This window comes from Streptomyces sp. NPDC045678, from assembly GCF_056432085.1.
Genome location: NZ_JBWKJS010000001.1, coordinates 304334 through 328063, shown reverse-complemented (window position 1 = coordinate 328063; position 23730 = coordinate 304334). Strand labels below are relative to the sequence as shown.

Genomic DNA, 23730 nt, shown 5'->3' with positions numbered 1-23730 from the left:
ACCTCACCGCGGGACCCTGACCACACCCTCCTGGATGACCGTGACCGCGAGCCGCCCGTCCTGCGTCCAGATCCGCGCCTGGCCGAGGCCGCGCCCGCCGGAGGACGACGGCGACTCCTGGTCGTAGAGGAGCCACTCATCCGCGCGGAAGGGCCGGTGGAACCACATCGCGTGGTCGAGCGAGGCGCCGACCACGTCGCCGACGGCCCAGCCGCCCCTGCCGTGCGCGAGCAGCACCGAGTCGAGGAGCGTCATGTCGGAGACGTACGTGGCCAGACAGACGTGGAGCAAGGAGTCGTCGGCCAGCTTGCCGTTGGCGCGGAACCACACCTGGGAGCGCGGTTCGCGGGGCTGCCCGACGGTGCCCCAGGGCGGTGTGTCGGCGTAGCGCAGGTCGACGGCGGCTCGGGTCTCGACGAGCCGGTCGGCGACGTCCTTCGGCAGGTGGCGCGGGAGCATCTCGGCGGCGGTGGGCAGCGTCTCCGGGTCGAGCGCGGATGGCATCTGCGCCTGGTGCTCAAGGCCTTCCTCGTACGTCTGGAAGGACGCGGAGAGGTGGAAGATCGGCTGCCCGTGCTGGACGGCGACGACGCGGCGCGTGGTGAAGGAGCGCCCGTCGCGGATCCGGTCCACGGAGTACACGATCGGCGCGCCGGGGTCCCCCGGACGCAGGAAGTAGGCGTGGAGGGAGTGGGCGGGGCGGTCGTCGGGGACGGTGCGGCCCGCGGCGACGAGGGCCTGTGCGGCGACCTGGCCGCCGAAGACGCGGGGCACGAGCGCCGAGCGGCTCACGCCCCGGAAGATGTCCTCCTCGATCTGCTCCAGGTCGAGCAGGTCGAGGAGGGCTTCAAGTGCCTGGTTCATGAAGGTATTTCTACAGGCGTTCTACAGGCCCATGTTCTTCGCGATGATCATCTTCATGACCTCGCTGGTGCCGCCGTAGATGCGGTTGACGCGGTTGTCCGCGTACAGGCGGGCGATCGGATACTCGTTCATGAAGCCGTAGCCGCCGTGCAGCTGGAGGCACTTGTCGATGACGCGGTGGGCGACCTCGGTGGTGAAGAGCTTCGCGGAGGCGGCCTCCGCGGCGGTCAGCTCGCCCGCGTCCAGGGCCTCGAGGGCGCGGTCGGCGACGGCCTCGGCGGCGTCCACCTCGGCCTGGCAGGCGGCCAGTTCGAACTTGGTGTTCTGGAAGGAGGCGACCGTCTTGCCGAAGACCGTGCGGTCCTGGACGTACTCCTTGGCGAACCGGACGGCGGCCTTGGCCTGTGCGTACGCTCCGTAGGCGATGCCCCAGCGCTCGGAGGGCAGGTTGCTGCCGAGGTAGTAGAAGCCCTTGTTCTCCTCACCGAGGAGGTCCTCCACGGGCACCTTGACGTCGACGAACGCGAGCTCGGCGGTGTCGGAGGTCTTCAGGCCGAGCTTGTCGAGCTTGCGGCCGATGGAGTAGCCCTCGGACTTGGTGTCGACGGCGAAGAGCGAGATGCCGTGGCGACGGTCCTCGGCGGTGGGCGCGGAGGTCCGGGCGCAGACGATCACGCGGTCGGCGTGGACGCCGCCGGTGATGAAGGTCTTGGAGCCGTTGAGGACGTAGTGGGTGCCGTCTTCGGAGAGCTTGGCCGTGCTCTTCATGCCCGCGAGGTCGGAGCCGGTGCCCGGCTCGGTCATCGCGAGGGCCCACATCTCCTCGGCGGAGACGAACTTCTCCAGGTAGCGCTTCTTCTGCTCGTCGGTGGCGAGCGCCTTGATGTAGGGCAGGGCGAGCAGCACGTGGACGCCGGAGCCGCCGAAGGTGACGCCCGCGCGGGCGGTCTCCTCGTACTGGATGGCCTCGAACTTGTGGGTGTCCAGGCCGGCGCCGCCGAACTCCTCGGGGACGTTGATGCCGAAGAGGCCGAGCTCGGCGAGCTTGTAGTAGAACTCGCGCGGCACCTGACCCGCGGCGAACCACTCGTCGTGGACGGGGACGACCTCGGCCTCGATGAAGGCGCGCAGGGTCTCCCGGAACGCCTCGTGGTCCTCATTGAAAACGGTACGGCGCACGGAGAACTCCTTCTGCCTGCATCTGCCTACATCGACTAAGCGCTTGCTCAGAGGCAGGTTACCCGGCAGTCACCAGAGCGTCCAGAGACGCGTGTCACTCGGCGGCGGCCTCGAAGGCCCCACGGGCCAGGCGGTGCAGGAGTTCCGCCATGGCCGCCCGGCTGGGCAGCGCGTCGCGGCGGCTCAGGTGCGGCGTGGAGTTGAGCAGCCCGAAGACCGCGTGCACGGCCACGCGCGCGGCGTTCTCGGCGAGGTCCGGGTAGACCTTGCGGACGACGTCGACCCAGATCTCCACGTACTGCCGCTGGAGCTGGCGGACCAGCTTGCGGTCGCTGTCCCGCAGGCGGTCCAGCTCACGGTCGTGCAGCGTGATCAGGGAGCGGTCGTCGAGCGCGAAGTCGATGTGCCCCTGGATGAGCGCGTCGAGAACCCGTTCGGGTGATCCGCCCACGTCGGCCACGCAGTGCTTGCCGCCCGTCAGGAGCTGCCCGCTGATACCGACGAGCAGCTCGGCGAGCATCGCGTCCTTGCCCGCGAAGTGCCGGTAGAGACCGGGCCCGCTGATGCCGACGGCGGCTCCTATCTCGTCGACTCCGACTCCGTGGAAGCCACGCTCGGCGAAGAGCCGGGCGGCCTCCTTGAGGATCTGCTCGCGCCGGGTGGGGGCGTCGGTTCTCGTGGCCATGGAATTGATTCTAGACAGGCCGGTTAGCGCTCGTTAACCTGAAGGAAACGCGTTAACGGTCATTAACCGGTCCGGGTGTCGATCCGCCGGACCCGGCACGACCGAATGGACCCGACAAGGGGGCTCGACTGATGCGGCAGGCACCAGTGCTGACGAGCGCGGCTGATCCCGCGTCCGAGGCATGGCGGGCGAACGAGGCGGCGCACACCGCCCTCGTCGACGAGCTGCGGGCCAAGCTCGCGGCGGCCGCGCTCGGCGGCGGAGAGCGGGCGCGGGCCCGCCATGTGGCGCGCGGCAAGCTGCTGCCCCGCGACCGGGTGGACACGCTCCTCGACCCCGGTTCGCCCTTCCTGGAGCTGGCCCCGCTCGCGGCCGACGGGCTGTACGGCGGGGGTGCCCCCGCCGCCGGCGTCATCGCGGGCATCGGCCGCGTCTCGGGCCGCGAGTGCGTGATCGTCGCCAATGACGCCACGGTCAAGGGCGGCACGTACTACCCCATGACGGTGAAGAAGCACCTCCGCGCCCAGGAGGTGGCCCTGGAGAACCGCCTCCCGTGTCTCTACCTGGTCGACTCGGGCGGCGCCTTCCTGCCGATGCAGGACGAGGTCTTCCCCGACCGCGAGCACTTCGGGCGGATCTTCTACAACCAGGCGCGGATGTCGGCCGCCGCAGTCCCGCAGATCGCCGCCGTCCTCGGCTCCTGCACGGCCGGCGGGGCGTACGTCCCCGCGATGAGCGACGAGGCGGTGATCGTGCGCGAACAGGGCACGATCTTCCTCGGCGGCCCGCCCCTGGTGAAGGCCGCGACCGGCGAGGTCGTCACGGCCGAGGAGCTGGGCGGCGGCGAGGTCCACTCGCGCACCTCCGGCGTCACCGACCACCTCGCCGAGGACGACGCGCACGCCCTGCGCATCGTCCGCACGATCGTCTCGACCCTCCCCGAGCGCGCCCCGCTGCCCTGGCCGGTGCGGCCCGCCGAGGAGCCGAAGGTCGACCCCCTGGGGTTGTACGGCGCGGTGCCCACGGACTCCCGTACCCCGTACGACGTGCGGGAGGTCATCGCGCGCGTGGTCGACGGCTCCCGCTTCGCCGAGTTCAAGTCGGAGTACGGGACGACACTGGTCACCGGTTTCGCCCACATCCACGGCCACCCCGTCGGGATCATCGCGAACAACGGCATCCTGTTCTCCGAGTCCGCCCAGAAGGGCGCCCACTTCATCGAGCTCTGCGACCAGCGCGGCATCCCCCTGGTCTTCCTGCAGAACATCTCGGGCTTCATGGTGGGACGGGACTACGAGGCGGGTGGCATCGCCAAGCACGGCGCGAAGATGGTGACGGCCGTGGCCTCCACGCGCGTGCCGAAGCTGACGGTCGTCGTCGGCGGTTCGTACGGAGCGGGCAACTACTCGATGTGCGGCCGGGCCTACAGCCCCCGCTTCCTGTGGATGTGGCCGAACGCCAAGATCTCCGTGATGGGCGGCGAGCAGGCCGCCTCCGTCCTCGCCACGGTCAAGCGCGACCAGCTGGAGGCCCGCGGCGAGCAGTGGAGCGCCGAGGACGAGGAGACCTTCAAGGACCCGATCCGCGCGCAGTACGAGGAACAGGGGAACGCGTACTACGCCACGGCCCGCCTCTGGGACGACGGTGTGATCGACCCCATGGAGACCCGGCAGGTGCTGGGTCTGGCCCTGACCGCGTGCGCGGGCGCCCCGCTTCCCCAGAGGGACGACACGGCGCCCGGCTTCGGCGTCTTCCGGATGTGAGGAACGAATGACGATGTTCGACACGGTTCTGGTCGCCAACCGGGGCGAGATCGCGGTCCGCGTCATCCGCACGCTGCGGGAGACGGGCGTCCGTTCGGTCGCCGTCTTCAGCGACGCGGACGCGGACGCCCAGCACGTGCGCGAGGCCGACACGGCGGTGCGGATCGGTCCCGCCCCGGCCGCCGAGAGCTATCTGTCCGTGGAGCGCATCCTGGAGGCCGCGGCGAAGTCCGGCGCCCAGGCGGTCCATCCGGGGTACGGATTCCTGGCGGAGAACGCGGAGTTCGCGCAGGCCTGCGCCGACGCGGGCCTCACCTTCATCGGCCCGCCCGCCGCGGCCATCTCCCTCATGGGCGACAAGATCCGCGCCAAGGCGACCGTGCGGGCGGCCGGCGTGCCGGTCGTCCCCGGCTCCTCGGGCAGCGGCCTGACCGACGCCCAACTGGCCGACGCGGCACGCGAGATCGGCACCCCGGTGCTGCTCAAACCGAGCGCGGGCGGCGGCGGCAAGGGCATGCGCCTGGTCCGCGACGAGGCGCTCATCGCCGACGAGATCGCGGCGGCCCGCCGTGAGGCCCGCGCCTCCTTCGGCGACGACACGCTGCTCGTGGAGCGGTGGGTCGACCGCCCCCGGCACATCGAGATCCAGGTCCTCGCGGACGGCCATGGGAACGTGGTGCACCTCGGCGAGCGCGAGTGCTCCCTCCAGCGCCGCCACCAGAAGATCATCGAGGAGGCGCCGAGCATCCTCCTCGACGAGGCCACGCGCGCGGCGATGGGTGAGGCCGCGGTCCAGGCGGCCCGCTCGTGCGGGTACGCGGGCGCGGGCACGGTCGAGTTCATCGTCCCCGGCGGTGACCCGTCGTCGTACTACTTCATGGAGATGAACACCCGCCTCCAGGTGGAGCACCCCGTCACGGAGCTCATCACCGGCCTCGACCTCGTGGAGTGGCAGCTGCGCGTGGCGGCGGGCGAGCCGCTGCCGTTCGCCCAGGACGACATCACCCTCACCGGGCACGCGGTGGAGGCCCGCGTCTGCGCGGAAGACCCCTCACGCGGCTTCCTGCCCTCCGGCGGCACGGTCCTCGCGCTGCACGAGCCGCAGGGCGACGGCGTGCGCACCGACTCCGGCCTGAGCGAGGGCACCGAGGTCGGCAGTCTCTACGACCCGATGCTGTCGAAGGTCATCGCGTACGGCCCGGACCGCGCGACGGCCCTGCGCAAGCTGCGCGCCGCCCTCGCGGACACGGTCATCCTCGGCGTGCCGACGAACGCGGGCTTCCTGCGCAGGCTCCTCGCGCACCCGGCCGTCGTCGCGGGCGACCTGGACACGGGCCTGGTGGAGCGCGAGGCGGACGGGCTCGTCCCGGACGGCGTGCCCGACGAGGTGTACGAGGCGGCGGCCGCGGTCCGCGAGGACGCCCTCAAGCCCGCGGGCGACGGCTGGACCGACCCGTTCTCCGTGCCGAGCGGCTGGCGGCTCGGCGGCACCCCGGCGCCCGTGACGCACTGGCTCAAGGCGGCGGGACTCGAACCCGTCACTCACCGCCTGCGGAGCACCGGTCACACCGTCACCGCCGATCGCGTGCGCGTCACCGTCGACGGCACCCTGCACACCTTCCGCCGCGCGGGCGACTGGCTGGGCCGGGACGGCGACGCCTGGCACGTCCAGGACCACGACCCCGTCGCCGCCTCCCTCACCGGCGCCGCGCACGCCGGGGCCGACGCGCTCACCGCCCCCATGCCGGGCACCGTCACCGTCGTGAAGGTCTCCCCCGGCGACACGGTGGCCGCGGGCCAGAGCCTGCTCGTCGTCGAGGCGATGAAGATGGAGCACGTCATCTCCGCCCCGCACGCCGGCACCGTCACCGAGCTCGACGTCACCCCGGGCACGACCGTCGCCATGGACCAGGTCCTCGCCGTCGTCACCCCCGAGGAGGAGCAGGCATGACCAGCACCGACCCGACAGCCGCGCCGGGCACCCCGCCGTCCCCGGCACCGGAGGACGAGCCGCTGGAGCTGGCGTCCGCACCGCTCCCCATGGTCGTGCCGACCCGCGGCCTGCCCACCCGCGTCCGCATCCACGAAGTGGGCGCCCGCGACGGCCTGCAGAACGAGAAGACGGTCGTCCCCACGGAGATCAAGGCGGAGTTCATCCACCGCCTCGCCGACGCGGGCCTCACCACCGTCGAGGCGACCAGCTTCGTGCACCCCAAGTGGGTGCCCCAACTGGCCGACGCCGAAGACCTCTTCCCGCTGCTCGGCGACCTCCAGGGCGTCCACCTGCCGGTCCTCGTGCCGAACGAACGCGGACTCGACCGCGCCCTCGCCCTCGGCGCGCACCGCGTCGGGGTCTTCGCCAGCGCGACCGAGTCGTTCGCCCGTGCCAACCTCAACCGCACGGTGGACGAGGCCCTCGCGATGTTCGCGCCGGTGGTCGCCCGCGCGCGTGAGCAGGGCGTGCACGTGCGCGGCTACCTGTCGATGTGCTTCGGCGACCCGTGGGAGGGCGCCGTGCCCATCTCCAAGGTCGTCCGCGTCTGCCGCGCCCTGCTCGACATGGGCTGCGACGAGCTGAGCCTCGGCGACACGATCGGTGTGGCCACGCCCGGCCACGTCTCGGCGATGCTGGCCGCGCTCAACGCGGTGCAGGTGCCGACCGAGCGCATCGGCGTCCACTTCCACGACACGTACGGCCAGGCGCTCACCAACACCCTCGCCGCCCTGCAGCACGGCGTGACGACGGTGGACGCGTCCGCGGGCGGCCTCGGCGGCTGTCCGTACGCGAAGAGCGCCACCGGCAACCTCGCCACCGAAGACCTCGTGTGGATGCTCCATGGCCTCGGCATCGACACCGGGGTCGACCTCGTCCGTCTCAGCGCCACCAGCGCCTGGATGGCCGACCAGCTGGGCCGGCCCAGCCCGTCCCGCACCGTCCGTGCCCTCACGGCCCGCTCCCACGAAGAGCGGACCGCCGCCCCACAGGAGCAGTGAACAACGATGGACCACCGTCTGAGCCCCGAGCACGAGGAACTGCGGCGCACGGTAGAGGCGTTCGCGCACGACGTCGTCGCCCCCAAGATCGGCGACTTCTACGAGCGCCACGAGTTCCCGTACGAGATCGTCCGCGAGATGGGCCGCATGGGCCTGTTCGGCCTGCCCTTCCCCGAGGAGTACGGCGGGATGGGCGGCGACTACTTCGCGCTGGGCATCGCCCTCGAGGAGCTCGCGCGCGTCGACTCGTCCGTGGCGATCACCCTGGAGGCGGGCGTCTCCCTGGGCGCGATGCCGCTGCACCTCTTCGGCACGGAGGAGCAGAAGCGGGAGTGGCTGCCGCGACTGTGCGCGGGTGAGGCCCTCGGCGCGTTCGGCCTGACGGAGCCGGACGGCGGCTCGGACGCGGGGGGTACGCGCACGACGGCGGTGCGCGAGGGCGACGAGTGGGTGATCAACGGCTCCAAGTGCTTCATCACCAACTCCGGCACGGACATCACCGGCCTGGTCACGGTCACCGCCGTCACGGGCCGCAAGGACGACGGGCGCCCGCTGATCTCCTCGATCATCGTGCCGTCGGGGACACCCGGGTTCACGGTCGCCGCGCCCTACTCGAAGGTGGGGTGGAACGCCTCGGACACCCGCGAGCTGTCCTTCTCGGACGTCCGCGTCCCGGCGGCGAACCTGCTCGGCGAGGAGGGCCGGGGGTACGCGCAGTTCCTGCGGATCCTCGACGAGGGCCGGATCGCGATCTCCGCGCTCGCCACGGGTCTTGCCCAGGGATGTGTGGACGAGTCGGTGAAGTACGCGCGCGAGCGGCACGCCTTCGGCAGGCCGATCGGTGCGAATCAGGCCATCCAGTTCAAGATCGCCGACATGGAGACGCGGGCGCACATGGCGCGCGTGGGCTGGTACGACGCGGCGTCCCGGCTGGTCGCGGGCGAGCCCTTCAAGAAGCAGGCGGCCATCGCCAAGCTCTACTCGTCGACGGTCGCGGTGGACAACGCCCGCGAGGCCACACAGATCCACGGGGGGTACGGCTTCATGAACGAGTACCCGGTCGCCCGCATGTGGCGGGACTCGAAGATCCTGGAGATCGGCGAGGGGACGAGCGAGGTGCAGCGCATGCTGATCGCCCGGGAGCTGGGTTTCACGAGCTGATCGGGGGGCGTGGCGCGAGGGGCTGCTGAGCCAGGAGTTAGCTTAGGTTAGCCTAAGCTCGAATTCCGGCCAGCGGCCCCGCCGCCGTACGTCACGAAAGCAGAGACCCACATGCGCCAGGTCCGCCTCCCCCAGCCGTCCCGCCGGGGCATCCTCGCCGCCGGCGGCGCCCTCGGCCTCACCGCCGCCCTCGCGGCCTGCGGCAGCGAGAAGAAGGACGGGTCGGGCAAGACCGAGGGCGGCGGCAAGACCGGCCCCTGGAGCTTCAAGGACGACCGCGGCCAGACCGCGAAGCGCGACGCGACGCCGAAGAACATCGTGGCGTTCACGGGTGTCGCCGCGGCCCTGTTCGACTACGGCATCGAGGTCAAGGGTGTCTTCGGTCCGACGAAGACCAAGGACGGCAAGGCCGACGTCCAGGCCGGCGACATGGACATCAGCAAGCTGACGGTCATCGGCAACGAGTGGGGCCAGTTCAACATCGAGAAGTACGCGGGCCTCGCCCCGGACGTGCTGATCTCCACGATGTTCGACGACAAGGGCACGCTCTGGTACGTCCCCGAGGAGAGCAAGGACAAGATCCTCAAGCTCGCCCCGAGCGTCGGCGTCAGCGTCTACGACCGTCAGCTGACGCACCCGCTGCAGCGCATCCAGGCGCTCGCCGAGTCGCTCGGCGCGGACGTGAAGGCCGACAAGGTCGTCAAGGCGAAGAAGCGTTTCGAGGACGCGTCCGAGCGGCTCCGCGAGGTCGCCAAGGCCCACAAGGACATCAAGGTCCTCGTCGGCTCCGCGAGCCAGGACCTGTTCTACGTCTCCGGCTCCAACCTCTCCGTCGACCTGGAGTACTTCAAGGCGCTCGGCGTGAACCTCGTCGAGCCCCCCGAGGCGGCCAAGAAGGAGTCCGGCGGCTGGTTCGAGAACCTGAGCTGGGAGAACGTCGACAAGTACCAGGCGGACGTCATCATGATGGACAACCGCACCTCGGCGATCCAGCCCGCCGACATCTCCAAGCCGACCTGGAAGAAGCTGCCCGCGGTCAAGGCCGGGCAGGTCATCCCGCGCATCGCGGAGCCGATCTTCTCGTACGACAAGTGCGCGCCGATCCTCGAGGACCTGGCCGACGCGATCGAGAAGGCGAAGAAGCTGAAGTAACACCCGCCGCCCGCCGCCCCCTTCACTCCCGGAGGGGGCGGTTTCGTTTGTCGTTCCGCTCTTCGGGCCCCGACCCCAAGGGGAGTTGAGATTAGGTTAGGCTTACCTAAGTCAACCCCTCACCCGGAGGACAGTTCATGCGCTCGCACCTGCTCAACGGCACCACCGCGGAGCGGTACCGCAGCTCCGTGACCGAAGGAGTCGAGCGGGTGGCCGACCGACTGGCCACCACCTCCCACCCGTTCACCGCCGCGCCCGCCGGGGGCCCCGCACCCCGCGCCGAGGCCGTCGACCTGGACGAGCCCCTGCACGACACCCTCGCGGCCCTCGACGAACTCGACGAGCTGTACCTGCGGGACGCCGTGCGCGCCCACCACCCCCGCCACCTCGCCCACCTCCACGCCCCTGCCGTCATCCCCGCCGTCCTGGGCGAAGCGGTGCTCTCCGCCGCCAACTCCGCCCTCGGCGCCTGGGACCAGCCGGCCGGCGCCCCGCTCATCGAGCGCCGCCTCATCGACTGGACCGCCGAGCGCATCGGCCTCGGCCCTGCCGCCGACGGGGCGTTCACCGACGGCGGCGCCGACGCCGAACTGCGGGCGCTGCTGCTCGCCCGCGAGGAGGCAGGGAACCGGGACCCGGCCACCCTGCGGATCCTCGTCTCCGAGGCCGCGCAGACCGGCGTCCGGCGGACGGCCCGGCTGCTCGGCCTCGGCGAGGACGCCGTCGTGACCGTCCCCACCGACCGCGACAAACGCCTGCAGACCGTGGCCCTCGCCCGCGCGTTGGAGCGCTGCGCACGCGACGACCTCTCCCCCATGGCGGTCGTCGCCACCGCGGGCACCGCCGACTTCGGCTCCATCGACCCGCTGCCGGAGATCGCCCGGCTCTGCGCGCAGTACGGGACCTGGCTGCACGTGGACGCCGCGTACGGCTGCGGGCTGCTCGCCTCGCGCCGGAACCGGCACCTCCTCGACGGCATCGAGCGGGCCGACTCGGTCACCGTGGACTTCGACAAGTCCTTCTTCCAGCCGGTGGGTTCGTCCGCCGTCCTGGTACGGGACCGGGCGCTGCCGCAGCCGCGGGCGGCCCGCCGCTTCGACGCGCTGAAACTGTGGATGACGCTGCGCGTGATGGGTGCGGACGGCATCGGCGACCTCTTCGACGAGGTCTGCGGCCTGGCCACCCGCGGCTGGAAACTGCTCGTCGCCGACCCGCGCTTCGACGTCGTGGCCGAGCCCCAGCTCTCCACGCTCGTCTTCCGCTACATCCCGGCGCCGATCTGTTCGCCCGCCGCGATCGACCGCGCCAACCTGTACGCCCGCAAGGCGCTCTACACCTCCGGCGACGCGGTCGTGGCGACCACCAGGACGGGCGGCCGCCAGTACCTCAGGTTCACCCTGCTCGACCCCGAAACGAGCACCGCCGACATCGAAGCCGTCCTCGACCTGATCGCCGGCCACGCCGAGCAGTACTTGGGAGAGCACCTTGACCGCGCCAGCTGACCTCCACCTGCCCACCGGCCGTCTCGACCGACTCGACCGCCTCGATCACCTCGACCGCGGGAGCGCCGACTTCACGCTCCGGACCCTCGACCCCCTGACCGACTCCGAGCTGGTGCACACCTGGGTGACGCACCCCCGGGCGGAGCACTGGATGGCACGGGACGCCACCCTGACGGACGTCGAGCGCACCTACATGGCGATCGCGGCCTCCGGCCACCGCGAGGCCTACCTCGGCCTGTGCAAGGGCGTGCCCTCGTTCCTCGTGGAGTGGTACGACCTGCGGGAACTGTCGGCGGGCCAGGGCACCTGCGGCGACGCGTAGTAGCCGATGCCCAGCGCGTCCCAGCGCGGGGCCTGCGCGGCGAGGCGCACCTTGTACGTGTCCCAGTCGTGCGTGGCGGCCGGCGACCAGCCGAGCTCGGCGATGCCGGGCAGCCGCGGGAACGCCATGTAGTCCAGGTGGGCGGGGGTCGAGAGGGTCTCCGTCCACAGCGGCGCCTCGACGCCGATGACCGCGTCGGCGGGCGCGCCCTGGAGGTAGGTCGCCGGGTCCCAGTCGTAGGAGCGCTGCACCTCGACGTAGCCCGCCCACGAGAGGCCGAGCGGCGTGTCCTTGGTGTACTTGTGGTCGATGTAGGCGCGGTCGGCCGGGGAGAGCAGCAGCTTGGTGCCGTTCTTCGCGGCGTTCACGACCTGCTCGCGCTCGGCGGCACCGGTCCTGTCGTAGCCCCAGTACTGCACGACGGCTTCCTTGGCCGGACGGGCGCCGGCCAGCTGGTGCCAGCCCATCACCGTCTTGCCGTACTTGGCGACGATCGGCTGCACCTTGTCCATGAACGCGACGAAGTCCTCGTGGCTGGTGGAGTGCGCCTCGTCGCCGCCGATGTGGAGGTACTTGCCGGGCGTCATCGCCGCGAGCTCACGGATCACGTCGTCCACGAAGTCGTACGTGACGTCCTTCTTGACGCACAGCGAGCTGAAGCCGACCTGGGTGCCGGTGTAGAGCGGCGGGGCGACGCCGTTGCAGTTCAGTTCGGCGTACGAGGCGAGGGCGGCGTTGGTGTGACCCGGCATGTCTATCTCGGGGACGACTTCCAGGTACCGCGAGGCGGCGTAGTCGATGATCTCCTTGTACTGCGCCTTCGTGTAGTAGCCACCCCTGCCGCCGCCGACCTGCGTGGAACCGCCGTACGTCGCGAGGCGCGGCCAGGAGTCGACGGCGATGCGCCAGCCCTGGTCGTCGCTGAGGTGCAGGTGCAGCTTGTTCATCTTGTAGAGGGCGGCCTGGTCGATGTAGCGCTTCACCTGGTCGACGGTGAAGAAGTGCCGTGAGACGTCGAGCATCGTGGAGCGGTAGCCGTAGCGCGGCATGTCCTTGACGGTGCCGCCCGCGATCCGCCAGGGGCCGCGCTGCTTCGTCCTCTTCTCCACGGCGGCGGGCAGCTGCTGCCGCACGGTCTGTACGCCGTGGAAGAGGCCGGCGCCGCTCCACGAGGTGATGGTGAGGGAGCCGCGCGCGGAGATGACGCGGTACCCCTCGTTGCCGAGCGCCTTGTTCGCCGGTTCGGCGCTGATGCGCAGCCGGATGCCGTCGGATCCCTGGTCGCTGGTGACGGGAAGCTTGTAGCCGGTGGAGGGCCGCAGCACCTCGGCGAGGTACTCGGCGACGCGGCGCTCCTCGGCGTTGTCCTTGCCGACGCGGATGCGGGTCTTGGCGGTGATCTCGTATCCGGCGCCGCCCGGCTCGGCGGCCAGGGGCGCGGGCACGACCTGGCCGAGCGGTGTGGTGGCGGGGGCTCCCGCCTCTCCCGGCGCGGGCGCCGCGGCGAAGGAGGAGATGCCGGCGGCCGCCACGAGCAGGAGCGATCCGAGGATGCGTGTCGTTCTTCTGTGCGATCTCACAAGCGGGTCCCTTCGGGCGCATATGTGGTGCATCGCAATCGAACGGTCCTCCTTGGTAACGCGGCCCCCACAAGGGGTCAAGGGGCGTAGACCATTTGTCCAAGGGGTCGGTGCGAGAATCCTCGTATGGCGGAAATCATCCAGCGCGACGGGACCTGGACCTTCGACGGAGAGACACTGCGCCTTGTGCCGGGCCACGACAAGAACGTGTCGCTGCTGCGCAAGGCCCTGGGCGAACTGACGGTCCCGCTGGCCGCGTTGGCGGGCATCGCCTTCGAGCAGGGGAAGAAGTCGGGCCGGTTGCGGCTGCGGCTGCGCGACGGCTCCGACCCGCTGCTCCAGGCGACGGGCGGGAAGCTGACGGACTCCTCGGACCCGTATCAGCTGACGGTCGAGCCCGACCGGTACGGGGTGGCGGAGTATCTGGTCGACGAGGTGCGCAACGCCCATCTGATCGAACAGGTACCGGCGACGCCCTGCGACGCGTACCTCCTGACGGGTCCTTCCGTGCCGCTGTCCGTCTCCGCGGGGGACGGCACCGCGAGCTTCGACGGGGAGTCGGTCCGTCTGGAGTGGAACTGGAAGACGGAGGAGGCGAAGACGGCGGCGGGCACGCGGTCGCTGGCGCTCGCCGATGTCGCGGCCGTGGAGTGGCACCCCGCGGTCGGCCTGGAGAACGGCCATCTGCGGTTCACCGTGAAGAACGCGCCGACCAAGGCCCCGCCGAAGTACGACCCGAACGCCGTCGAGCTGTGGGGCTTCAAGAAGGACCCGCTGATGGCGCTGGTGGCGGCCGCCGTCCAGGCCCGCCTGCCGCACCCCGCGGCCCCCGCCGCCCCGAAGACACTCGCGGAACCGTCCGCCGACGACTCGCCGGCCGGAGCGGAGCGGCCCGCCGCCGACGACCACGACACGCTGTTGCGCCGCCTGCGGGAGCTGGGCGAGCTGCGCCAGGCCGGGATCCTCACGGGCGAGGAGTTCACGACGGCCAAGCAGGCGGTCCTGCGCCGCATGTGAGCGCCGATCGCGCCACGCGAAGACCCGTTCGACACGCTCCTGCCCGATTCCGGGCAGGATTCTTGCGAAAGGGTGTCCGATACCCCAGGATCAACGAATGCACGACGACCTGGTGGATCACCTCACCCGCAGCACCCCGCTCCAGCGGGGCGAAGCGCTGCGGGTCGTCCAGGACGTGCTCGCCTACTTCGACGAGACGACCGAACAGTTCGTCCGTCGCCGCCACCGCGAGCTGCAGGGTCAGGGCCTGCTGAACGCGGCGATCTTCCAGCAGATCTCGGCGGATCTCGAATACCGCGCGGTCGCGCCACCGGAGCTCACCCTCCGGCAGCTGCGCCGCATCGTCTACGGCTAGGACACCCTTTATGTGCGGAATCGTCGGATACATCGGCAAGCGTGACGTCGCCCCGCTTCTCCTCGAAGGCCTGCAGCGCCTGGAGTACCGCGGCTACGACTCCGCGGGCATCGCCGTCACCGGTCCCAAGGCGAGCGGCCTGAAGACGGTCAAGGCCAAGGGCCGCGTGCGCGACCTGGAGGCCAAGGTCCCGGCCCGCTTCAAGGGCACGACCGGCATCGCCCACACCCGCTGGGCCACCCACGGCGCACCCTCCGACGAGAACGCCCACCCGCACCTCTCCGCGGACAACAAGGTCGCCGTCGTCCACAACGGCATCATCGACAACGCCTCCGAGCTGCGCGCCAAGCTCACCGCCGACGGCGTCGAGTTCCTCTCCGAGACCGACACCGAGGTCCTCACCCACCTCATCGCCCGCTCCCAGGCCGACAAGCTGGAGGAGAAGGTCCGCGAGGCGCTGCGCCACATCGAGGGCACGTACGGCATCGCCGTGCTGCACGCCGACTTCAACGACCGCATCGTCGTCGCCCGCAACGGCTCGCCCGTCGTCCTCGGCATCGGCGAGAAGGAGATGTTCGTCGCCTCGGACGTCGCCGCGCTGGTCTCGCACACCCGCCAGGTCGTCACCCTCGACGACGGCGAGATGGCCACGATCAAGGCCGACGACTACCGCACGTACACCACCGAGGGTTCACGCACGACCGCCTCTCCGACCACCGTGGAGTGGGAGGCCGAGTCGTACGACATGGGCGGCCACGACACGTACATGCACAAGGAGATCTTCGAGCAGCCCGACGCGGTCGACCGCGTCCTGCGCGGCCGCATCGACGACCGCTTCTCCACCGTGCACCTCGGCGGCCTGAACCTCGACGCGCACGACGCCCGCAAGGTGCGCCGCGTCAAGATCCTCGGCTGCGGCACCTCGTACCACGCGGGCATGATCGGCGCCCAGATGATCGAGGAGCTGGCCCGCATCCCCGCCGACGCGGAGCCGGCGAGCGAGTTCCGCTACCGCAACGCGGTCGTGGACCCCGACACCCTCTACATCGCGGTCTCCCAGTCCGGTGAGACGTACGACGTGCTGGCCGCCGTGCAGGAGCTCAAGCGCAAGGGCGCCCGCGTCCTCGGCGTCGTGAACGTCGTCGGCTCGGCGATCGCCCGTGAGGCGGACGCGGGCGTGTACGTCCACGCGGGCCCGGAGGTCTGCGTCGTCTCGACCAAGTGCTTCACCAACACCACGGTCGCCTTCGGTCTGCTCGCCCTGCACCTGGGCCGCATCCGTGACCTGTCGGTCTCCGACGGCAAGCGGATCATCGAGGGCCTGCGCAAGCTGCCCGGCCAGATCTCGGAGATCCTCAAGCAGGAGGACGAGATCAAGAAGATCGCCAAGCAGTACGCGGAAGCCCGCTCCATGCTCTTCATCGGGCGCGTACGCGGCTACCCCGTCGCCCGCGAGGCCTCGCTCAAGCTCAAGGAGGTCTCGTACATCCACGCCGAGGCCTACCCCGCCTCCGAGCTGAAGCACGGCCCGCTCGCGCTCATCGAGCCCGCCCTGCCGACGGTCGCGATCGTCCCCGACGACGACCTCCTGGAGAAGAACCGCGCCGCCCTGGAGGAGATCAAGGCGCGCAGCGGCAAGATCCTCGCGGTGGCGCACCAGGAGCAGGAGAAGGCCGACCAGACCATCCTCGTCCCGAAGAACGAGAACGAGCTGGACCCGATCCTGATGGGCATCCCGCTCCAGCTGCTCGCCTACCACACGGCGCTGGCGCTCGGCCGGGACATCGACAAGCCGCGCAACCTCGCGAAGTCCGTGACGGTGGAGTAGCCCCCCCCCCGGAGCCCCTCCATGTGAACGACCCCCTGTGCGTGCCACCAGCACACAGGGGGTCGTTCCCGAAGGGCCGGGGTCGCCCATTACCCCGACCCGCGCTCGTCTCGTCCGGTGGCCGTCACCCGCCGGCCCGAGACGCCGTTGTGACCCTTATGTACCCTTCCCAGGGGCGCGAACCACCTCTACGCGCGAGTAGATTTATCTGTCCACAAAAGCACTACACAAGGCGAGTTGAGCCTCACGCGCCCCAACCGCCGGGGCGCGTACGGGCGTTACGGGATGACGATGACGGGGCGCTGCGCACGGCGCGCGAGACGGCCCGCGACCGAGCCGAAAATGCGCCCGACGATGCCGTGCGTGGAGCCGACGACGATCGCGTCCGCGCTGTACTCACGACCGACCTCCTCCAGCTCGTGGCAGATGTCCCCGCCGCGCTCGACGAGGATCCACGGCACCTCGGACAGGTACTCCGCGCAGGCCAGTTCGAGTCCGAGCACTTCCGTACGGTGATCCGGTACGTCGACGAAGACCGGAGGCTCGCAACCCGCCCACACCGTGGTGGGCAGCCGGTTGGCGACGTGGACGATGATCAGGCCCGATCCGGAGCGGTGGGCCATCCCGATCGCATAGGCGAGGGCCCGCTCACTGGAGGTCGAGCCGTCGAAGCCGACGACGACACCGTGCAGGAAGGCGGGATCGCAGGCGTGACGCGGTTCTTCCGCCGCTCGGGGGGTCGCTGTGGGATCGGCGACCTGCCGTTTGCGGTCCGCAGGTTCGGAGAATTCGTGACCGGCCATGGGTGTCTCGGCGAAGGAGTCCTCTGTGGGAGGGTCGGCTTTTTCGGGTGATACAACGTTCAGGACCTGGAAGGTCGTCCGGGAATCATCTTCCCAACCCCATACCCCCAAGGGTACGGCGACACTCCTCCTCTGCCCAGAGCCTGCGGAGAGCCCCGCTCGGAGCCCGTCCCGGGCCCCACAGGGCCTCCCGGCGTTCACCGGAGCATGCATGAGCCGCGCCCGTATGGCAATGGTTGCTGCCTCCTACAGGCGTTTTGCCCACCCGTCCGGCGCCACCCGGAGGCTTCCGCAGTGACTCGCCGACGTGCCCCGCGTTGGACAGCGCTGGACCGTCCTACGCCATATGCCACAGGGAGCACGCCGTGCCTGGACCTTCGACCGCGTCCCCACCCTCCACCCGCTTCCCTTCTTCACCCGAGTCTTCACCCGAGCAAGGGACACCGGGCCGCCACCCCCTCGCGGCGCCCGCGCCGCGCACCCGGGAGTCGCCCGCCGCACCCCCGCAGGACTCGGTGAGCGACGTGGTCCGCTGGGCCGCGTTCAGCTGCGTCCTGGTCCCCGTCGTCCTTGTCGGGTACGGGGGCTCACTGGCCGGCGCCACCGGCGCGGCGCTCGGGCTCGTGGCCGTCACGGGGGTGTGCCGGGTCCTTCTGCGACAGTCGGAGCGGGGCGCCGCGCGACTGCTTGCAGAACAGAACAGAGGGCACCGGGGACGGCACGGCAGGACGGGCGTGGGGGCGCACAGGGGCACCCGTCAGAGTGCCGATGGTGCACCGTTGGACTGACCAATTCACACACACGCTCCCGTAGGTTTTCAGCCAACTTCCGGGGGCCGTCGATTTCTTGGCCGAACGCCCCCTCAACCCCCGTCCGACCAGGGCTGAAAGCCGCGCTCAGGCCGCCCGCACCCTACGGGGACCGGCCATGGAGCGGAGGCGTACTTCCCAGCAAGCCGCACGAGTGCAACGCTTCGTGATCGAATGCTTCACGCCAAGTTGCCATGTCGACAATCTGCCGAGTGATGAACTGGTCACCCCGGCAGCACGGGACGCAGTAGATTCGATCTTGACTGTATTACGGCGGGGGACTGGTGGAGGACCGAGGGGAAACGTGCAGGAGCGACAAGCGAGGCAAGCGCGTCAAGCACGTCAAAAACGTCAAGCACGCCAGGAACAAGGAGCCGCGAAGTCCAAGGGGGGTTTAGCACCATGAGCCACGACTCCACTGCCGCGCCGGAGGCCGCGGCTCGGAAACTCTCGGGGCGGCGCCGCCGGGAGATCGTAGCGGTGCTGCTGTTCAGCGGCGGTCCCATTTTCGAGAGTTCCATACCGCTCTCCGTCTTCGGCATCGACCGGCAGGACGCGGGCGTCCCCCGCTACCGGCTGCTGGTCTGCGCCGGCGAGGAGGGCCCGCTGCGGACCACCGGCGGACTGGAACTCACCGCCCCACAGGGCCTGGAGGCGATCGGCCGGGCCGGCACGGTCGTCGTGCCCGCCTGGCGGTCGATCACATCGCCACCGCCACCCGAGGCGCTCGACGCGCTGCGTCGCGCGCACGAGGAGGGCGCCCGCATCGTCGGGCTGTGCACGGGGGCGTTCGTGCTCGCCGCGGCAGGACTGCTCGACGGCCGCCCGGCGACCACCCACTGGATGTACGCGCCGACGCTCGCGAAGCGTTATCCGTCCGTCCACGTGGACCCGCGCGAGCTCTTCGTCGACGACGGGGACGTCCTGACGAGTGCCGGCACCGCGGCCGGAATCGATCTCTGTCTGCACATCGTGCGCACGGACCACGGCAACGAGGCGGCGGGCGCGCTCGCACGCAGGCTCGTGGTGCCACCGCGCAGGGCCGGCGGCCAGGAGCGCTATCTCGACAGGTCTTTACCCGAGGAGATCGGCGCCGACCCGCTCGCCGAGGTCGTCGCCTGGGCGCTGGAGCACCTCCACGAACAGTTCGACGTGGAGACGCTGGCCGCGCGCGCCTACATGAGCAGGCGGACCTTCGACCGCAGGTTCCGCTCGCTCACGGGCAGCGCACCGCTGCAATGGCTGATCACCCAGCGGGTGCTTCAGGCACAGCGACTCCTCGAGACCTCCGACTACTCGGTCGACGAGGTCGCGGGCCGCTGCGGCTTCCGCTCGCCGGTGGCGCTGCGCGGGCACTTCCGACGCCAGCTGGGTTCCTCCCCCGCCGCCTACCGGGCCGCCTACCGCGCCCGCAGGCCACAGGGCGAGCGGGCACTGGAGTCCGTGCCCACGACGTCGCAGGCCATGCCCACCCTGGTGGAGGCAGGACCCGTGCCGTCCCAGTCCCGGCGTACGGCTGCCGCGAGCGCGCTCGGCCCCTCGACCTCGGTGCCGACCGATCCCGGCAAGCCGAACTCGGACGTGTACGCGCCAGGACGTGCTCCTCTGCCCGGCCAGAGGAGCGCGCCGTAGGGTAAGACGCATGAACGATCGCATGGTGTGGATCGACTGCGAGATGACCGGGCTCTCGTTGACGGACGACGCACTTATCGAGGTGGCCGCACTGGTCACCGACTCGGAACTGAACGTGCTCGGCGAAGGTGTGGACATCGTGATCCGCCCGCCGGACGCGGCGCTGGAGACCATGCCCGAGGTGGTGCGCACCATGCACACCGCCTCGGGGCTCCTCGACGAGCTGGCCGGCGGCACCACGCTGGCCGACGCCGAGGAGCAGGTCCTGGCGTACGTACGTGAGCACGTCAAGGAGCCGCGGAAGGCCCCGCTGTGCGGAAACTCCGTCGGCACCGACCGCGGCTTCCTGGCGCGGGACATGCGGACACTGGAGGAGTACCTCCACTACCGCATCGTCGACGTCTCCTCCGTCAAGGAGCTGGCCCGGCGCTGGTACCCGAGGGCGTACTTCAACAGCCCGGACAAGAACGGCAACCACCGCGCGCTCGCCGACATCCGTGAGTCCATCGCGGAGCTCAGGTACTACCGCGAGGCGATCTTCGTCCCGCAGCCGGGCCCGGACTCGGAGACGGCGCGGACGATCGCGGCCAAGCACGTCCTGCCTGCGGAATAGCCCAGGCGGGAGCCCTGTGTACGGGGTCGGGAAAACGTGTGCGCGAGCACCCCTCCAGACCCTGTACACTTTTTCTCGGCCGGTCGGAAGAACGACAAAAGACCGGGCATGGTGGGTGTAGCTCAGTTGGTAGAGCACCTGGTTGTGGTCCAGGTGGCCGCGGGTTCAAGTCCCGTCACTCACCCTGATTGATCAAGGCCCGGCCTGCGAAAGCAGGCCGGGCCTTCGTCATGTCCGGGGCCGGACCGCCCCCCTGATCGTGACATCACGAAACAGCCACTTCCCCCTCACATCCTCCACACATCGGCGGATGATGCCCTGAGAACGCACGAACGCAGGGGGGACCCATGAGTAACGCCACGCCGCCACCACCGCCCATGTATCCGCCGCAGCCCCCTCCGCCGAGGCGCGGGCCGAGCAACGCGGTCGTCATCGGGTCGGCCGCCGCGGTCATCGCGGCCGTCGTCGCGACGGGCATCGTCGTCGTCAACAGCGGTGACGACGACAAGAAGCCGGAGAAGACCGCCGGTGCCCCCGCGTCCGCGCCGGCCGACGACGTGGTCGCGGACGAGGAGGAGGCGGCCGAGGAGCCCGAGCCGGAGTCCGGCCCCGAGAGCACCGAGGGGGAGGTGGCCGGGCTCGACGACACCGTGGAGTACGGGAACGACGTCAAGCTGAGCCTGTCGAAGTTCGCCCGGGGCACGTCCAGCTCGTACGGCTCGCCGGAGAACACCCCGTACGTCAGATTCGGCGTGCAGGTGAAGAACAACGGCAAGTCGACCGTCGACACGTCGATGTTCACCGCCAGTTGCTCGTACGGCAAGGACGGCAGGTCGAGCGAATCGATCTTCGACTCGGAGCAGGGGCTGAACGGCGGGCCCGACACGAAGCTGCTCGCGGGGCGGTCCATCACGGTGACGTGGGCGTGCGAGATGCCGAAGGCCGAGAAGACGATCCAGATCGAGGTCTCGCCGGAGATGGACATGGAGTCTGAGGCCGCGATCTTCACGGGCGACGTGAAGTAGCGGGGGAAAGTCGGCGGGCGGTCAGCCGCCGTCGGGCGCGCGGCACCAGGCGCCGACGCGGCTGTCCACCCAGCGGGCGCGGGGGTGCGTGCAGTCCGGGCCGACGGGGTGTCTGTCCAGGTAGACGTGGTGCGTCCGCACCGCTCCCATGTGGCCGTCGCACACGAAGGACGTTCTGATCTCGTCCGGGCCCTCGTGTTCCCACGCGATGTGCCACGTCCCTGCCGCCGTGCAGTGGACGGTGGTGCCGTCCGGGTGGTGGTCGACGACGCCACAGCCGTCGCCGTCGCCCGGACCGCCGTACTCGGGAAAGTTCATGTGCCAGGTTCCTCGGCCGTGGGTGCGCGGCCGGATCGCACGCTCCGGAGGCAGCAGACGGAGCATACTGCCGTCATGGGTTCCGATCCGCAGAGCAGTCCCCCCGACCCGGACGGCCATGAGCACACGGAGGCAGCCGACGTCCCGGACCAGCCGGCCGACGAGCGGGAGCGCCGCTTCACCGACCGGGAGGCGAAGGTCGACGACGGGGAGCGTGCCGCCGGCCGCGCTCCCCACGGCAGACGGCAGCGCTCGCACGAACAGATCGACCGGATCCAGAAACTGCTGACGACGAGCCGGGCACGGCTCGACCGCAGCGAGTCGGCGCTGCGGCACGCGGACGCCGCGGACACCGCGGACGCGCGGGAACAGAACGCCGTCGCCCCGGAGGCGGCCGCCTCCACCTCGCGGCGGACCGTCGAAGGCCCCGATGCGCGCGACGCCCTGGAAGGCCGGGTGCAGCGTCTGCAGCAGCAGGCCTCGAGGATCCTCGACACGCTGTTCGGCGCGCACGCCAGGCTCGCCCACGACCACGCCGAGCACGACCGGCCGCGGCGGGCCGCCGAGCACCGGCGCCACGCCGAGGTGGCCCACGAGATGGCGGAGGCCCTGCGCGCGAGCCGCAGGACCGGCAACGGGCAGGCCCCGGAGTAGGACGGCGCCGCGCCTCAGGACGAGGCCCGCTCCACCAGCCGCGTCGGCAGCACCAGCTGGCGCCGCTCCAGGCGCCGGGCGGCGGCGGGGCGGCTGTCCGCGATCTCGGCGAGGAGGAGGTCGATCATCGCGCGTCCCATCTCCTCGATGGGCTGGCGCACGCTCGTCAGCGGCGGGTCCATGTGGCGGGCGATCGCCGAGTCGTCGAAGCCGACGAGCGCCACGTCGTCGGGTATGCGGCGCCCCGCCTCGCGCAACGCCTGCCGGGCGCCGGCCGCCATCACGTCGGAGCCCGCGAACACCGCGTCGATGCCGGGATGGGCGGCGAGCAGCTCGCGCATCGCCCGGTGGCCGCCCTCCTCGGTGAAGTCGCCCGGCGCGATCAGTCGCTCGTCGACCTCGCGGCCCGCCTCCCGCAGCGCGGCGCGGTAGCCGTCCAGGCGGCGCTGCGCGCCGTACACGTCGAGGCGGCCCGTGATGGTGGCTATGGCGGTGCGGCCGCGGGCCAGGAGGTGTTCCACGGCCGAGCAGGCCCCCGCGAAGTTGTCGGAGTCGACGGAGGGCAGCGCTTCCTCGGCGGAGCGGCGGCCGCTGATGACGGCGGGGATCTCCAGCTGGGAGAGCAGGTCGGGCAGCGGGTCGTCGGCGTGGACGGAGACCAGGAGGACACCGTCGACGCGGTGGGCGGCGAGGTACTGGGCCAGGCGCTGGCGCCTGCGGTCGTTGCCCGCGAAGATCAGCAGCAGCTGCATCTCGGTCTCGCTGAGCTCGGCGCCGACGCCGCGCAGGACGTCGGAGAAGTACGGCTCGGCGAAGAAGCGGGTCTCCGGCTCGGGGACGACCAGGGCGATGGCGTCCGTGCGGTTGGCGGCGAGGGCGCGTGCCGCGGTGTTCGGTACGTACCCGAGCTCGGCCACGGCGGCCTCGACGGCGGTCCTGGTCGCCTCGCTCACCCGCGGCGAACCGTTGATCACGCGGGAGACCGTGCCCCGGCCGACCCCCGCCCGCGCCGCCACCTCTTCCAGAGTGGGCCGTCCGCCGCTGCGGCCCCGCGCCGCGTGAGCTGCCATAGTCCCGCCTCCCGTCACACTTCCCCCGGCGAGGAATGTAACAGCCCGATCTTCACCGGGCTCCGGGGCCGATTCCAGGGGCGTCCCGTAACGGCCCGATAACCGAAGACATAACTCCATGTCCGGTCCCTTGACACCCCCGGCGCGAGCCACGAGTCTTCAACTCATCACTTGTGGGAGCGCTCCCACACTACCTGACACGTACACATCCCGCACGTTCCCCGCCCGAGCCGCAGAGTGAACCAACGGGCCCAGCAGTGCAGTTGGCCGGGGGGTCGGCACGTCAGGCAACAGGAGGACGTCATGCGCAGCAGCACTTTCCGCCGGTCCCGCAGGTCCCGTCGGCTCGGGGGGGGGGGGGGGGAAGGGAGCGAGAAAGGGACGGCCACATGATCCGAGGTGCC

At 70.7% G+C, this 23730-nt stretch carries 21 protein-coding genes and 1 tRNA gene; 15 read left to right on the top strand and 7 right to left on the bottom strand.

Going from position 1 to position 23730, the window contains the following annotated elements; genetic code table 11:
- Nucleotides 1-3 precede the first annotated feature (3 nt).
- The 3 genes from AC07DO_RS01475 to AC07DO_RS01465 all read right to left on the bottom strand — a co-directional run bounded on the left by AC07DO_RS01475 (nt 4) and on the right by AC07DO_RS01465 (nt 2728).
- Nucleotides 4-864 carry an acyl-CoA thioesterase gene (locus AC07DO_RS01475; protein WP_479056244.1) on the bottom strand — a complete coding sequence of 287 codons (861 nt, stop codon included), beginning with the start codon at nt 862-864 and terminating at the stop codon, nt 4-6.
- Nucleotides 865-885: 21 nt separating this feature from the next.
- Entirely contained in the window at nt 886-2043 is a 1158-nt protein-coding gene (locus AC07DO_RS01470; RefSeq protein WP_479056243.1) for an acyl-CoA dehydrogenase family protein, read from the bottom strand.
- A 94-nt stretch (nt 2044-2137) separates the two neighbouring features.
- Complete coding sequence (locus AC07DO_RS01465) at nt 2138-2728, bottom strand: SACE_7040 family transcriptional regulator (protein ID WP_479056241.1); 591 nt, start codon at nt 2726-2728, stop codon at nt 2138-2140.
- Nucleotides 2729-2859: 131 nt separating this feature from the next.
- Here AC07DO_RS01465 and AC07DO_RS01460 point away from each other — a divergent pair, with 131 nt between their 5' ends.
- The 7 genes from AC07DO_RS01460 to AC07DO_RS01430 all read left to right on the top strand — a co-directional run bounded on the left by AC07DO_RS01460 (nt 2860) and on the right by AC07DO_RS01430 (nt 11622).
- Nucleotides 2860-4491 carry a carboxyl transferase domain-containing protein gene (locus AC07DO_RS01460; protein ID WP_479056240.1) on the top strand — a complete coding sequence of 544 codons (1632 nt, stop codon included), beginning with the start codon at nt 2860-2862 and terminating at the stop codon, nt 4489-4491.
- A 13-nt stretch (nt 4492-4504) separates the two neighbouring features.
- The gene (locus tag AC07DO_RS01455; protein WP_479056239.1) at nt 4505-6442 is read left to right on the top strand and encodes an acetyl/propionyl/methylcrotonyl-CoA carboxylase subunit alpha; all 1938 of its coding nucleotides are present in this window, start codon (nt 4505-4507) and stop codon (nt 6440-6442) included.
- Nucleotides 6443-6531: 89 nt separating this feature from the next.
- Nucleotides 6532-7485 (top strand): hydroxymethylglutaryl-CoA lyase, encoded by a 954-nt coding sequence (locus tag AC07DO_RS01450; protein ID WP_479057489.1) that lies wholly within the window; start codon nt 6532-6534, stop codon nt 7483-7485.
- Between the two features lie 6 nt (nt 7486-7491).
- The gene (locus AC07DO_RS01445; protein ID WP_479056238.1) at nt 7492-8646 is read left to right on the top strand and encodes an acyl-CoA dehydrogenase family protein; all 1155 of its coding nucleotides are present in this window, start codon (nt 7492-7494) and stop codon (nt 8644-8646) included.
- A 111-nt stretch (nt 8647-8757) separates the two neighbouring features.
- Nucleotides 8758-9798: an ABC transporter substrate-binding protein gene (locus tag AC07DO_RS01440; RefSeq protein ID WP_479056237.1), complete on the top strand. Its 1041-nt coding sequence runs from the start codon at nt 8758-8760 to the stop codon at nt 9796-9798.
- 137 nt (nt 9799-9935) lie between these two features.
- Nucleotides 9936-11300, top strand: a complete 1365-nt coding sequence (locus AC07DO_RS01435) for a pyridoxal phosphate-dependent decarboxylase family protein (RefSeq protein ID WP_479056236.1) — start codon at nt 9936-9938, stop codon at nt 11298-11300.
- Entirely contained in the window at nt 11284-11622 is a 339-nt protein-coding gene (locus AC07DO_RS01430; protein ID WP_479056234.1) for a GNAT family N-acetyltransferase, read from the top strand. The genes AC07DO_RS01435 and AC07DO_RS01430 overlap by 17 nt, the downstream gene beginning before the upstream one ends.
- Here AC07DO_RS01430 and AC07DO_RS01425 read toward each other — a convergent pair.
- Nucleotides 11526-13202, bottom strand: a complete 1677-nt coding sequence (locus AC07DO_RS01425; protein ID WP_479056233.1) for a beta-N-acetylhexosaminidase — start codon at nt 13200-13202, stop codon at nt 11526-11528. The two genes, AC07DO_RS01430 and AC07DO_RS01425, sit on opposite strands and share 97 nt — an antisense overlap.
- 126 nt (nt 13203-13328) lie before the next feature.
- On the opposite strand from AC07DO_RS01425, the gene AC07DO_RS01420 reads away from it, so the two are divergent.
- The 3 genes from AC07DO_RS01420 (at nt 13329) to glmS (ending at nt 16402) form a co-directional block, all read left to right on the top strand.
- Nucleotides 13329-14219, top strand: coding sequence for a DUF4429 domain-containing protein (locus AC07DO_RS01420; protein ID WP_479056232.1), 891 nt, complete (start codon nt 13329-13331; stop codon nt 14217-14219).
- A gap of 97 nt (nt 14220-14316) precedes the next feature.
- Nucleotides 14317-14574, top strand: coding sequence for a hypothetical protein (locus AC07DO_RS01415; protein ID WP_055565532.1), 258 nt, complete (start codon nt 14317-14319; stop codon nt 14572-14574).
- 10 nt (nt 14575-14584) lie between these two features.
- Nucleotides 14585-16402: a glutamine--fructose-6-phosphate transaminase (isomerizing) gene (glmS, locus tag AC07DO_RS01410; RefSeq protein WP_479056231.1), complete on the top strand. Its 1818-nt coding sequence runs from the start codon at nt 14585-14587 to the stop codon at nt 16400-16402.
- A 278-nt stretch (nt 16403-16680) separates the two neighbouring features.
- Here the strand turns inward: glmS and AC07DO_RS01405 are convergent, their stop codons facing one another.
- The gene (locus tag AC07DO_RS01405; RefSeq protein ID WP_479056230.1) at nt 16681-17205 is read right to left on the bottom strand and encodes a universal stress protein; all 525 of its coding nucleotides are present in this window, start codon (nt 17203-17205) and stop codon (nt 16681-16683) included.
- Between the two features lie 1211 nt (nt 17206-18416).
- On the opposite strand from AC07DO_RS01405, the gene AC07DO_RS01400 reads away from it, so the two are divergent.
- The 4 genes from AC07DO_RS01400 (at nt 18417) to AC07DO_RS01385 (ending at nt 21284) form a co-directional block, all read left to right on the top strand.
- Nucleotides 18417-19646, top strand: a complete 1230-nt coding sequence (locus AC07DO_RS01400; protein WP_479056229.1) for a GlxA family transcriptional regulator — start codon at nt 18417-18419, stop codon at nt 19644-19646.
- Nucleotides 19647-19656: 10 nt separating this feature from the next.
- Entirely contained in the window at nt 19657-20259 is a 603-nt protein-coding gene (gene orn, locus AC07DO_RS01395) for an oligoribonuclease (RefSeq protein ID WP_150168196.1), read from the top strand.
- Between the two features lie 111 nt (nt 20260-20370).
- A tRNA-His gene (locus AC07DO_RS01390) sits at nt 20371-20443 on the top strand.
- 163 nt (nt 20444-20606) lie between these two features.
- Nucleotides 20607-21284: a DUF4352 domain-containing protein gene (locus tag AC07DO_RS01385; protein WP_479056228.1), complete on the top strand. Its 678-nt coding sequence runs from the start codon at nt 20607-20609 to the stop codon at nt 21282-21284.
- Between the two features lie 21 nt (nt 21285-21305).
- On the opposite strand, the gene AC07DO_RS01380 is transcribed toward AC07DO_RS01385, so the two are convergent.
- Nucleotides 21306-21602, bottom strand: a complete 297-nt coding sequence (locus AC07DO_RS01380) for a hypothetical protein (RefSeq protein ID WP_479056226.1) — start codon at nt 21600-21602, stop codon at nt 21306-21308.
- 75 nt (nt 21603-21677) lie between these two features.
- On the opposite strand from AC07DO_RS01380, the gene AC07DO_RS01375 reads away from it, so the two are divergent.
- Nucleotides 21678-22256, top strand: a complete 579-nt coding sequence (locus AC07DO_RS01375; protein WP_479056225.1) for a hypothetical protein — start codon at nt 21678-21680, stop codon at nt 22254-22256.
- Between the two features lie 14 nt (nt 22257-22270).
- On the opposite strand, the gene AC07DO_RS01370 is transcribed toward AC07DO_RS01375, so the two are convergent.
- Entirely contained in the window at nt 22271-23326 is a 1056-nt protein-coding gene (locus AC07DO_RS01370) for a LacI family DNA-binding transcriptional regulator (RefSeq protein ID WP_479056223.1), read from the bottom strand.
- Nucleotides 23327-23730 lie beyond the last annotated feature (404 nt).